This window comes from Vibrio sp. SCSIO 43136, from assembly GCF_023716565.1.
In the GTDB taxonomy this organism is placed as follows: domain Bacteria; phylum Pseudomonadota; class Gammaproteobacteria; order Enterobacterales; family Vibrionaceae; genus Vibrio.
The window spans coordinates 710,505-722,519 of sequence record NZ_CP071848.1; the positions used below are offsets into that span (position 1 = coordinate 710,505).

Below are 12,015 nucleotides of genomic sequence, written 5' to 3' on the forward strand. Positions count from 1 at the left end.
TAACAATGTAGCAGTCAAACCCACTAGTTTCAGATCAAGAAATAGAGAGTTGTGGGCAAGATCGCGCTCTTGCCCACGATTTGGAGTTTTATTCTGGCAGTAGCTCGGAGACTCGTTCTACTAACTGATCTCTAAGGATTTCTTGCTCCTGAGCGGATAAAGGTCCTCCATCAGGTGAGGTCAGAATAAACAAATCTTCCGCTCGCTCACCGATAGTGGTGATCTTTGCAGCATGTAAGTTGATTTTTAACTTAGCGAAAGTCGCTCCCACCTTGGCCAGCAGTCCAGGTGTATCAAGCGCAACGAACTCCATTAAGGTGCGTTTTTTGGTTCGGGTTGGAATAAAGTCAACCCGAGTACGCACGTTAAAGTGGCGCAGTTTGTTCGGTGTTCGGCGCACCTTGATAGTGGTGGATTTGCCGCCTTCGAGCACGCTGAGCAGGTGTTTTATCACGTTGCGATGGCGCATCTCTTCAATCGGGTCGCCATTTTGATCAAGCACCATAAAGGTATCGAGCACAAAACCATCTTTGCTGGTCATGATTTGGGCATCATGCACGTTGAAGTTGCGTCTATCGAGTTCAGCCACCACAGTTGCAAATAGGCTCGGAAACTCTTTGGAGTAAATGAACACTTCAGTACCCCCACGGGTGGCACGTTTGCTTACCAAGACCAAAGGTTGCTCTGGTGATTCTTGATTCAGAATGTGTTCACAATGCCAAGCGATTTGCTGGTGGGTATGACGAAGGAAATAGTCGGCTTTGAAACGCTGCCATAGTCGCTCGATATCTCGGTCAACAAAGCCTTGCTTACGCAGTTGCGCCATGGCCATTTGTTGATTGTGGCGAATGCGATCACGTACATCGACAGGGTTTTCTAGACCTCGGCGCAGCGCTCTTTGGGTCGAGTGGAAAAGTTCAGCAAGTAGAGTACGTTTCCAACTGTTCCACAGCTCTGGGTTGGTCGCACAGATATCTGCGACCGTGAGGCACACCAGATATTCTAAATACTCTTCATCACGCACTTTCTTGGCAAACTCTGTCACCACATCGGGATCATAAATATCTCGACGCTGAGCGGTGACTGACATCAACAGGTGATGGCGCACCAGCCAAGAAACCAGCTTAGCTTCAGGTTTCGACAGGCCGTGCTCGATACAGAAATCGTACGCTTCAACTTCGCCAATCTCCGAGTGATCACCCCCACGTCCTTTACCGATATCATGGAAAATAGCCGCTAGAATAAGTAGCTCTTTTTTCTGAATTCTTGGGTACACTTCGCAGCAGATAGGGTGCTTATCCCGATTTTTTGCGTAGCTGAAGCCGTGAATGTGTTTAAGCAGGCGCATGCTATGCTCATCAACCGTGTAAACATGGAATAGGTCAAATTGCATCTGGCCTACGATCTGGCTCCACTGCGGCAGATAGGCAGCCATTACTCCCAATTTGTGCATCAGAGGGAACGCTCTCAACAGTGCATTGGGATGACGTACCAGCTCCATAAACTTGTCACGGGCTTCTGGGATGGTGTGCAAAAACTTGTTTAAGCGGCGGCGAGCGGTACGTAACTGACGTAGCGTTGCCGGGGCGACACTTTCTATGGTGGAGTCATTGGCGATATGCAGGAACATATCCAAAATGGTTTCTGGACGCGCTTGAAAAAGAGCAGGTTTCCTTGCTTCGATGAAAGGTCCACAGCGCTGAAAATCGTCGTCAATGATTTGAGTTACCACCACTTCTTCGTGAGGCACGATGGCATGATCAAAGAGTTTGATCAGCATTTTATTGAGTTCCGCAACTCGACGCAGCGTGCGGTAGAATTCTTTCATCATCATTTCGATAGGTTTGTTGCCTTCGCCAACAAAGCCTAAATGATTGGCGACTTGCAGCTGATGAGCAAAAGTAATGCGGTTATCGTAGCGCTTTAGCTCCATGTGCAGAGCAAAGCGCACTCGCCACAAAAAGTCCTGACACTCTTGCAGTTCACGATATTCCGCATCGGTTAAAAATCCATGGCGGCTCATTTCAAACAGTGACGTTGCACCGAAATGGCGGCGAGCAATCCAACTTAAAGTATGAATGTCGCGCAGACCACCAGGGCTGGACTTGAGATCCGGCTCTAGGTTGTAAGTGGTGTCGTGGTAGCGGGCATGGCGTGTTTTCTGTTCGTCTACTTTAGCTTTGAAGAATTCAATGCTTGGCCAGAAAGTCTCGGAGTGAATTCGTTCAAGCAGTGTGTCGTAGTGGGCTTTGTCTCCACAGATAAAACGCGCTTCTTGCAGGTTGGTTGCCACGGTGAGATCTTGCTGACCCACCTCAAAGCACTCATCAATAGTGCGCACACTGTGGCCAACTTCAAGGCGTAAATCCCAAAGCAGGGTGATGAACTCACTCACTTTCTCTTCATCTGCTTTGCAAAGAGGCTGTTTTGAAAGGATCAGGATATCAATGTCAGATAGTGGGTGAAGCTCCCCACGACCATAGCCCCCTACCGCCACCAGTGTGATGCCTGTTGGCTGGGTAAATTGGTAGTGTTGCCACAATCGCGTCAGTAGCAAATCCATGTACTCAGAGCGTCCGAGCACGAGGTCGGTCACCGGATGGTGCTGAAGAAACTCTTCTTTTTGATAGTCAGTAAATTTTGCCAGCAGCTCGCGTAGCGATTCGGATGAAAGTTGTGACTCATCCAAAGTTAAAGGTGATTGAATTGGCATAGTTTGCGTTCCGTGCAGCCTAATAGTTATGCTCTCTAATGTATCAGGCTGATGACTGTTTTGCGAAATTTGCTTGTGATTGAATTAGGTGGCGAGCTCAGAAAGCTGATCAATCAATAGTTTTAGTGGTTCTGACAGAGGATTTGACGCTTGCCAGATGGCATCGGCCGACCATCGATATTGACCTTCTTTCTCAACACCAAATTCTATCAGCTCGCCACTTTCGAATAGATGTTCGCAATGCTTGCGTGGCAAGTTCCCCCAGCCGAGACCGTTGCGAATAAGGTCTAGCGCACAAGGTAGGCTATTGACTTGGTAACAATGGTGGCTAGCGGTTTGCAGTTTACTGTGGCCCATACTCGATATAGAGCGCAATGTGATTTGACGCATCTGGCGACGTACCTGCTGGGTGATTTCTGCCCCTGTGGTTATATCAAACATGGCGGCATACTCAGGGCTTGCGACAGTAGCGAAAGGAAATGATTTTAGCTTCAATTGAGCGAAGTCCATGCCGTACAGCTCAACCGATAGCACGATGGCGATGTCTACTTCACCACTTCTTGCCTTCTCAATGCACTCAGAGGTGTCACCCTCAATAAATACCAAATCTAACGCAGGATATTGTCGACTCACTTGAGTAATTGCGGTGGTGAACTGTAAACCCAAGATAGAACTATCGATAGCAATGGTGATTTTGGTCGGCAGTTCTTGCAGCACGCTGAGGGTTCGATAGTTGAACTGCTCAATTTCAAATTCGATGGCTTTTGCGTGCTGATAAAGCTCTTCTGCTTTTTGGTTTGGCGTCAAAAAACTAGCGTGACGCTCGAACAATTCAAAACCGAGATCGAGCTCAAGGTTGCTGATGCGCTTACTCAGGGTGGAAGCGTGCTTTTTTTCCTTTCTAGCTGCGAGAGCGAAGCTACCATTCTCATACACCGCAATAAAGGCGGAAATTTGTTCGATACTAGGGTTCATTATTGCCGTCCTAAATAGAGTGTTGATTGATATTCATTATTATTGGCTGTTAAGCATGAAGAATGTTCATGCTGAGCGTGACAATTATAGTCATGCCCAGCGAGTTTGTGAATGGGGTAAAGCGTGAATAATGGCAATGGTTTAATATAATATCTAAATGCATTGGAGCAGATTGTGAAAACTAAATCATACTTGCTTTCTTCACTAGCGATGTCGCTAGTGCTGGCAGCAGGCACAGCAGTGGCAGGTGAAAACGCAGATACGGTGTACATCAATGGACAAGTGTACACAGTGAACGAAAGCCAAGCGTGGGCGGAAGCCTTTGCGGTAAAAGACGGTGATATCGTTAAAGTTGGTAGCAGCAAAGAAATCACTAACTTTAAAGATTCAGATACTGAAGTTGTTGACCTAAAAGGCCAGTTTGTACTTCCGGGCTTTGTGGATGCGCACACCCATCCGGTTCGAGTAGCCATGATGGAAAACGTGTTCTTTAGCCATAGCGCTTTCGATATGGTGACACCAGATGAATTTGGTAAGCTGCTTCAAGAGTATGTAAAAGGTAAAGGTGCTAACAAAGAGTGGGTTTACGGCAAAGCGTTCTCTTGGACCTTTTTCCACAATACTGGTGTAGAAATGGATCGCCATTTCCTAGATAAGTACGTGCCTGATCGCCCGGTTGCGATTGAAGATGATGGTGGTCACGTTGTTGTGGTGAACACTAAAGCGCTTGAAGCGGCGGGCATCACGAAAGATACAGTAGCACCAGAAGGTGGCAAATACGGTAAAGATGAGAATGGCGAACTGAATGGCCACCTGATTGCAGGTCCGGCGATTCAATCGGTGCTCATTCATCACCCGCCTCACCTACAGCAAGATGTAACCCAAGCGGCGTTTGAATCAATGCAAACCAACAACCGCTTTGGTATCACGGGCATGAAAGTTGTAGAAGGTGATCGTGAGCAAATGCAGGCTTACCATGACCTTGATGCTGACGGTCGCTTAACTGCAGACGTGAACATGCACCCATATTTGAAAGAGTTCTTCTTCGGTACTGATATTACGCCAGCATTGAATGAGAAAGAGAAATATGAGACTGAGCGCTTCCGTATCGATGGTGTTAAAGCGTTTATTGACTCCTCTTTCTTTGGCCGTGCGGCTGCAATGCATAAGCCTTACAAAAACTCAGATGACTACGGCAAGCTATACACACCGTACGAAGAGTTCAAAGATATCATGATCAAATACAATGGCATGGGAATGTCAGTAACTACTCACTCAGTGGGTGATCGTGGTACCTCATTAGTGCTTAAGGCGATGGAAGAGTCTGCAAAGGTTAACGGTATTGAAAAGGTTCGAGCACTGCGTAACCACATCGCACACTGTTTCATGGTTCAAGAGCAAGATTTCGGCCGCGCTAAGAATCTAGATGTTTCTCTAGAATTCTCGCCAGGCTTCTGGACTCCACTACCACTTTACAAAGTGCTTGAGCAAGAGATGGAAGTTGAAGACATCATGAATTTCTTCCCAATCAAGCAAGCAGCTGAGCACGGTAACACTTATATTGCCGCAGCTGACTGGAGCCAAAGTGAGATTGATCCACTGGTTCACATCGAGACCCTAACGACTCGTCGTTTTGCGGGCCAACCGGAAACTGCTGAGACCCTAAACTCTGACATGCAGATCCCTCTGGAAACAGCTATTCGTGCCTACACCATCAACCCGGCGTATGCGATGAAGCTGGAAGACAAAGTGGGCTCTTTGGAAGTAGGTAAGAAAGCAAACTTCCAGATCATGACGGCTAACTTGTTTGAAGTACCGCAAAATCAGGTTCACGCACAGTACGCAACTCAGGTGTACTTCGAGGGTAAACTGATTGTGGAAAACAGCCAAAAGCCAGTTGAATAATCTCGGCTTGCTAATTCGTTAGCTTGGAAAGTATGGGCTGCCACAGGACTTGGCATTGTCGAGTCTGATGGCAGCCCATTTTTGTTTTTTGTCTTTTAGGCATAAGTGCTGGCTTTAAAAATGAGCTTTTCCCCTTTTCATGGGGGAGATGGAGGGGGTTATATCTACGATGCTATTTATTGAGGTTTTCTTAAATACATCCGTTAATTTTTAACCCCTCCCAGCCTCCCCCGGAACGCCGACCGCTTGAAAGGGGAGGGGCTAAAAAGCAAAGCATTTAAGCCTAAGAGGTACTCCACCTTCACAGGTACATATGATGTTTTCAGACCGAAGAATAAGAACATCCGCAACTGCCTTAGTGATTGATCTGATCCTGACAGGGTTTCGGATCTTTTTGGCTTGGCTAACCGCCAGCGTAGCACTGACCGCCGACGCTCTGCATTCGTTTACTGACATGCTGGTCTCTTTTGCACTGCTGCTCAGCATGATCTACCGTTTCCGTCAGGAGAAATCTGGCTGCGAGAGGCGGATTCAGCGTGCGATCAAACTCGAAGCCATTGCCGTCATTTTGGTATCACTTCTTATCCTTGCGGTGCCATTTGAAATCTACCAACAGACTCAGAGTATGCAGTTCACCAATATCCAGAATGTTTGGTGGGGGGTGGCAGGCATCGGTGTGGTGATGTTGGTCCTGCTATTTATCGCTAAGCTCAAGATGCTGGTGGGCATAGAAACGGACTCAGAAGCACTCAAAGCCGATAGTCAGCATACAAAAGTCGACTTGATGACTTCTGCAGCGGTGATGCTCTCACTGGTGGGTTCGCTGGTGGGGATTAATATCGATGAATATGTCGCACTCTTGATTGCTGTGATGATCATGGCGGCAGGTGCTGAGCTTCTGATAAGCGGCATTCGCTCTCTAACTGGTCATGACAGTAGTGAGGTTTCATTATGGGATTGGTGCTACCGTCGCCTCATCGTTGCGCTTCCTCGCATCCCACTCAAGGCGATTATTGATGGCATGTTTGGCGTTATCGGTAAGGTGTGGAAGCCTACAATTACCGTGCTATTTCTGGTCTACCTTAGCTCTGGCATTACTACGGTACCTCAAGGCTTTGTTGGGGTTCAGAGCCGCTTTGGCAAAATCATAGAGCAAGATATCGAGCCGGGTTTAGTGTTAGCGTTGCCTGCACCAATAGAAAAGGTGGAGCTGGTGCCATCAGGACGACTTTACTCGCTCCGCATTGGCGGCAAGAATTCGTTTTTGCGTCCAGCTTATGGTTCAAAGTTATGGCACTCGGTTAAGCAGAGCCAACTTAGCCGCGAAGATGCCGACTATTTGCTGACGGGCGATGAAAAACTGATGTTCTTAACTGCTGATGTGCAGTACCGAATCAGTGAGCCAAGTGCTGAACTGACACGCTTTAGCAGCATTGAAAACCTTCTTAGCAATCTAGCTAACGCAGTATTGATCAGTAGCAGTACCAAACAGGGTTTTAACCAACTGCAAGAGTATGGATTTAACCGCTATGCCGAAGCGCTTGAACTCAGCATTGCGAAAGAAGTTCAACTGTTTGATCTTCCAGTAGATATTGTCTCAGTCAATGTTCAGCAAATTGAGCCGCCTGCCTACCTTGTTGCTCAATACCGTGATGCGCTCGATGCGTTTCAAGAGAGCCACACTCTGGTTAATCAAGCCAATGCTTGGAGCTTGACGGAAATCCCTAAGGCGCGAGCGGAGCACTTCCAAGTCAAGGCTGATGCCAAGGCTCAAGCGAGCAAGCGCATTTACTCGGTAGAGGGCGAAACAGGCCGCTTTCAACAGGTAGGAAAGATCTACAAAAGATCACCTGAGGCGTACCGCTTCAATCAACAGGTTGAGATTGCCGAGAACGCCTTAAGCGGTAAGCCATTTACTGTGGTAGACCCGGCGTTCAGCAGCTTAGATTTCCGCATCTGGGGCAACAATCTAGCAATGCCTGCGCTTACCACCGTGGAATCAGGTTCTTCGAGCACAGAAAGTGAGGCGTTACTTTCAGGCTTTGAGCAGAGCATACCTGTGACCACAAGCCAAAACCGCACAGAAACAACCACCGCTTCCGGTTATAGCCCTTACGAGGGGCTGAGTGAAGGGGAGCGCAGCTTAGATGCTGAGCAGCGTGATTTGTTAAATAAACTACGAGTATTTAGTTCAGGTCGATAACCATGAAGAATCAAGCACAGAAGTTCAAAATTTGGTGGGTAGTCGCTGCACTGCTCTCTATTTATGTTGCAGTGACCTGCTTTGTGTCAGTCAAAGAGTCTGAGTTTGCGGTGATCACCCAGTTTGGTAAGCCGGTAAAAACGGTTTCTGAGGCGGGCGCAGTGGTTAAACTGCCAAATCCAGTACAGGCAGTCACTCGTCTTGAAAAGCGTGTACAGATGCTGAGCTTAGAGCCTGCGGAATACAGCACTCGCGACCGTCGTAATGTGGTGGTCGATAACTATGTGGTGTGGCGTATTGTTGAGCCTATCACCTACCTAACCAGTGTGCGTACAACCGAGATCGCTGAGCAGCGTCTCAACACCATTACTAACTCAGAGATTGGTTCTATGCTGGCTTCTTACCAACTCGGGCAAATCCTAAACGTCGACAGTGAAGAGAACCATCTCGACCAACTGTTTAAGCAAGTATCAGAAAATGTCAATCAAGTCAGCCAGAAAGAGCTAGGGATTGAAGTGCTTGCCGTCCGTGCGGTCAAGTTTGGTTACTCGCCACGCAACCTTAAATCTATCTATGACCGCATGAGTTCAGAGTGGGAGCGCCTGTCGAAGAAGTACCGTGCTGAGGGACGAGAGCAAGCCGAGAAGATCCGTGCTCAAACTGAGCAAGAAATCGTTGAGCTTAAATCACAAGCGTACCGCGATAGCCAGATCATCAAGGGCAAAAGTGAAGCTAAGGCGGCGCAGCTATATAGCCAAGCGTTTGAGTCGAATCGAGAGTTCTTTGAATTTGTGCGAACCATGGAAGCGTATAAGGCCGTATTTGGCAACAACACTCAGTTGATCCTGCCATCAGACTCTAGTCTGTTTAAGATGCTGGTCGAGCCAGAGTTTGAATCAAACCGTGGTGAGGGCGAGTAATGAGCTGGTGGAATGATGTTCAGCGAGTTAGCTTGCAGATATTTGTCCGTTTGCGCTGGCTGATGTTAATCGCTGTAATCGCTTTGTATGCCGTCAGCGGGTTTTACTCGGTTGATTCCGATCAGCGTGCAGTCGTGAGTCGTTTTGGCAAGGTAACCGATCATAATGTGCTACCGGGCATGCACTATCGCCTACCTTGGCCGTTTGAGAGTGTGGAGACACTTTCAGCAGTCGAGCTGCGCTCGGTAAATATCGACTTCTCTAAAGAAATGGATAGCTCCATTGTTGGCCGTGAGCTAACCACAGGGAAAGGGGACTTGATAGAGCTGGCGTTACAGGTGCAATACAGTATCCCGAGCCCTGGCAAATTCTTGACGCAATCTATGGATGCGGAGTCTATCTTACGCAATATCGCTAAGGCGCAAGCGGTGACTTATGTTAGCCAGCGAGAGTTAGACAGCTTACTCACCACAGGAAGAACGAACTTTCAGCGTTGGATGAAGCAAGCCTTGCAGCAAGAGCTGGACTTATTTGATTCAGGGATCTTGGTAACCAATGTGATGCTGAATCGCCTTGAAACTCCCAAGGTGATCAAAAAGGCCTACGATGACGTTCAAATGGCTCCGGCAGTGAAAGAAAAGCTAATCCAAGATGCCTTGGGTGAGCGTGAAATCAAGTTGGCGCAGGCACGCAGTGAGGTGGTTAAAAGTACTAAACGGGTTGAGGCTGAGGCCAAGGCTCGTGTAACCAATACTGAGGGGGAGGTAGAGCGCCTTAATACTCTAATTGCGAGTCTCGAGAGTGAGCCGGAACTGACTAAGAAGCGCTTGTATCTAGAGACACTTAAAGAGGTTTTGGAGAAAGCTCAGGTGCGATTTGTGAATCAGGATTAGTCGTTAATACAAATACTATAGGGCATCTCACTAGTTTTAATTGCTGTGCATTGATTGTCGATTGAACATGTAGGTAGTCATGATTTATAAATAATATATGGTACCATGTCGTATCTTTACTCAAGCAAATGTTACAACAAATTTAGGTTCTCTTTATGCAAGATATAGAATTTTTGGTCATAAGCATTCTTTCGATAGTTACTATTTTTTCTTTGATTAAGCTAAAAGGTGCTTCTAGAAAGGCTAAAGATATAAACGAAAAGTACAATATTTTACTTAACTCGACTGACAGCTTGAGTAAAGATCTGACGAAATGCAATAAGCAGTTCGAAGTATACGAGAAAAGAGTATTAAAGCTAAGCGAAGAGCTGCAAAGCCAAAAAGAGAACGCTAGAGTTATATTGAATAGCGAAGCTGAGCTAAAGTCTTATTATGAGGAACAGATACACCAACTTAGTGATAAAGTTAGACGTAATGAGAATCGAGTCAAGAATGCAGTTCGATGTTACGAAGATCTAAAGCAGCTAATAGATAACGCAAGATTTCGCCTGATGAGTAGAGGCGCATTTGGTGTAGAGCTATCTAGTACTTTTGAACGTCGTTTCATTTGTTATTGTTGTGGTGGAAGCGGGGTCGTATCTTTAATTGCTGGTGGCTCAAACAAAATCGATAAGAATCTTATGTGCGAACATTGTAATGGTTCAGGGGTTGAACCTACGGCTTCAATTGCAGTTCCAAGCACTGGTGAGAGAGTAGCTATTCAGGATGTCTATAAAGGATTTTTATCTCGGGGCATGACCGACAACTTCAATACCATGGGTTTGGGTAGCCGCGGTTACGAATGGGCATTATTTGGTATTGTCGTTAAGTATGTAGCGGAGAAGAACAAGTTTACTTTTTACAACTCAATGGGAGATTCAATATCTATTGCCATTCCAGAGCAGGATGATTGCCCCCACCAAAGTATCAGCAATTATTTGGGGCGGTATATAGACTATGTAAGGCATACTTCAGGAGAGTATGAAGAGCTCAATAGTCAATACTGTGTCCTTGATATCAGAGTATCACAATTATAGTTTACCGATCCTCAAACACTAAAGTGTTGAGTAACAAAGCTATTTCGAACTTTTGTATTAAAAAATAGACGACCTATTCTTACAGTAAGCACAGACCAATTAACTTAATGCTATCTCAAAGCGCTAGACAGAAATTCAGTCTAGCGCTTTTGGGTTCGAGTCAGGGATAGCTACTAGCTTCTCGCATCATAGGCTTGGCGAGCGTGCTCAATATCTTGTCTGTGATTATCAGCCCATTGGACTAACTGAAACAGGGGCTTAACCAGATCTTGTCCCATCTCTGTTAGGCAATACTCCACTTTTACCGGCACTTCTGCGTAAACGGTTCGATTAACGTAACCTTCTCGCTCCAAATCTCTTAAGGTTTGGGTCAGCATCCGCTGTGAAATTCCTTCGATACGAGATTTAAGTGAGTTAAATCGGTCGGCACCATCAACCAGTGCAAACAAGATCAGCAATGACCACTTGTCACCAATTTGTGAGACCACGTTGCGAACGGCGCAGCCTTCGTTATTGTGAAATACTCTTCTTTCCATATTCGCTTGTGCAGTCATTTAGCACACCTTCTCAATGTTATTAGCACGACTTTCTTCATCTTTTTACCATGCATAGGTTACCAAAATGTGCCTAGCGCAGACAAAAGTGCCTTCTTGTTATGTAGGTTACTATTAATTACCATGGTTATCAATGTATACCTAAATAGATAAAGTGAACTAGGAGATACCCATGTTAAAACAAATGACCACAATGATTTTTTTGCTCGTGAGCACAATCACTTATGCGACCGCATCAGACAAGCTTGTGATTGATTTGGAGAATTTACAGAAACCAAACTGGAGTGAGCAAGAGCGTCAAAACGCAGTGATAATCACCGATTTTGTGCAAAACCTCATGAATAACCATAATTTCGATTATGTACTGGAACATTACAACGATAGTGCATATGTACAGCACAACCGTAACTTGCCAGATCAAGTGACAGGTTTGGTGGGATTCTTACGTGAGTTTGTCGAAGAGTATCCAGATTACACTTACGATGTTAAGCATATCTATGTGGATGGCGATTACGTGATTTTCCATTCGCACGCAACACTCGAGAAAGAAGATCGAGGCAATGACCAAAAAGGGATGAACATTATTGATAAGTGGCGTGTAGAAGATGGCCGCATCGTTGAGCACTGGGACTCAATTCAAGCACTGGATTTTTCGATGCGTGTGTACTCTTTGATCAGTGGTGGTGACATTCAAAACGCAAATGGGGTGTTCTAACGCCACAGAATCCACAAAAAACGCCTGATAGCTAGGCTATCAGGCGTTTTTTATTCGGTGT

General features: G+C 46.2%; 9 protein-coding genes. 6 read left to right on the forward strand and 3 right to left on the reverse strand.

What is annotated here, in order from left to right; all coding sequences use genetic code 11:
• Positions 1 to 88: 88 nt before the first annotated feature.
• Positions 89 to 2,713, reverse strand: coding sequence for a bifunctional uridylyltransferase/uridylyl-removing protein GlnD (glnD, locus tag J4N39_RS03480; protein WP_252021971.1), 2,625 nt, complete (start codon positions 2,711 to 2,713; stop codon positions 89 to 91).
• An 84-nt stretch (positions 2,714 to 2,797) separates the two neighbouring features.
• Positions 2,798 to 3,688, reverse strand: a complete 891-nt coding sequence (locus tag J4N39_RS03485) for a LysR family transcriptional regulator (protein WP_252021973.1) — start codon at positions 3,686 to 3,688, stop codon at positions 2,798 to 2,800.
• A 174-nt stretch (positions 3,689 to 3,862) separates the two neighbouring features.
• Between J4N39_RS03485 and J4N39_RS03490 the strand changes: the two genes are divergently transcribed.
• The 5 genes from J4N39_RS03490 (at position 3,863) to J4N39_RS03510 (ending at position 10,685) form a co-directional block, all read left to right on the forward strand.
• Positions 3,863 to 5,593 (forward strand): amidohydrolase, encoded by a 1,731-nt coding sequence (locus tag J4N39_RS03490; RefSeq protein WP_252021975.1) that lies wholly within the window; start codon positions 3,863 to 3,865, stop codon positions 5,591 to 5,593.
• A gap of 313 nt (positions 5,594 to 5,906) precedes the next feature.
• Complete coding sequence (locus tag J4N39_RS03495; protein ID WP_252021977.1) at positions 5,907 to 7,796, forward strand: cation efflux transmembrane domain-containing protein; 1,890 nt, start codon at positions 5,907 to 5,909, stop codon at positions 7,794 to 7,796.
• Positions 7,797 to 7,798: 2 nt separating this feature from the next.
• The gene (gene hflC, locus J4N39_RS03500) at positions 7,799 to 8,716 is read left to right on the forward strand and encodes a protease modulator HflC (RefSeq protein ID WP_252021979.1); all 918 of its coding nucleotides are present in this window, start codon (positions 7,799 to 7,801) and stop codon (positions 8,714 to 8,716) included.
• Positions 8,716 to 9,609 (forward strand): protease modulator HflK, encoded by an 894-nt coding sequence (gene hflK, locus J4N39_RS03505; RefSeq protein ID WP_252021981.1) that lies wholly within the window; start codon positions 8,716 to 8,718, stop codon positions 9,607 to 9,609. Before hflC ends, hflK begins: the two co-directional genes overlap by 1 nt.
• 155 nt (positions 9,610 to 9,764) lie before the next feature.
• The gene (locus J4N39_RS03510; protein WP_252021983.1) at positions 9,765 to 10,685 is read left to right on the forward strand and encodes a hypothetical protein; all 921 of its coding nucleotides are present in this window, start codon (positions 9,765 to 9,767) and stop codon (positions 10,683 to 10,685) included.
• A gap of 173 nt (positions 10,686 to 10,858) precedes the next feature.
• Here the strand turns inward: J4N39_RS03510 and J4N39_RS03515 are convergent, their stop codons facing one another.
• Positions 10,859 to 11,239, reverse strand: a complete 381-nt coding sequence (locus tag J4N39_RS03515; RefSeq protein ID WP_252021985.1) for a winged helix-turn-helix transcriptional regulator — start codon at positions 11,237 to 11,239, stop codon at positions 10,859 to 10,861.
• 172 nt (positions 11,240 to 11,411) lie between these two features.
• On the opposite strand from J4N39_RS03515, the gene J4N39_RS03520 reads away from it, so the two are divergent.
• Entirely contained in the window at positions 11,412 to 11,954 is a 543-nt protein-coding gene (locus J4N39_RS03520; RefSeq protein ID WP_252021987.1) for a nuclear transport factor 2 family protein, read from the forward strand.
• The last annotated feature ends 61 nt before the right edge of the window (positions 11,955 to 12,015 follow it).

Coding starts and splice junctions, on each gene's coding strand:
- glnD (WP_252021971.1), bottom strand. CDS start 2,713: ATGCCAATTCAATCACCTTTAACTTTGGATGAGTCACAACTTTCATCC.
- J4N39_RS03485 (WP_252021973.1), bottom strand. CDS start 3,688: ATGAACCCTAGTATCGAACAAATTTCCGCCTTTATTGCGGTGTATGAG.
- J4N39_RS03495 (WP_252021977.1), top strand. CDS start 5,907: ATGATGTTTTCAGACCGAAGAATAAGAACATCCGCAACTGCCTTAGTG.
- hflC (WP_252021979.1), top strand. CDS start 7,799: ATGAAGAATCAAGCACAGAAGTTCAAAATTTGGTGGGTAGTCGCTGCA.
- hflK (WP_252021981.1), top strand. CDS start 8,716: ATGAGCTGGTGGAATGATGTTCAGCGAGTTAGCTTGCAGATATTTGTC.
- J4N39_RS03510 (WP_252021983.1), top strand. CDS start 9,765: ATGCAAGATATAGAATTTTTGGTCATAAGCATTCTTTCGATAGTTACT.
- J4N39_RS03515 (WP_252021985.1), bottom strand. CDS start 11,239: ATGACTGCACAAGCGAATATGGAAAGAAGAGTATTTCACAATAACGAA.
- J4N39_RS03520 (WP_252021987.1), top strand. CDS start 11,412: ATGTTAAAACAAATGACCACAATGATTTTTTTGCTCGTGAGCACAATC.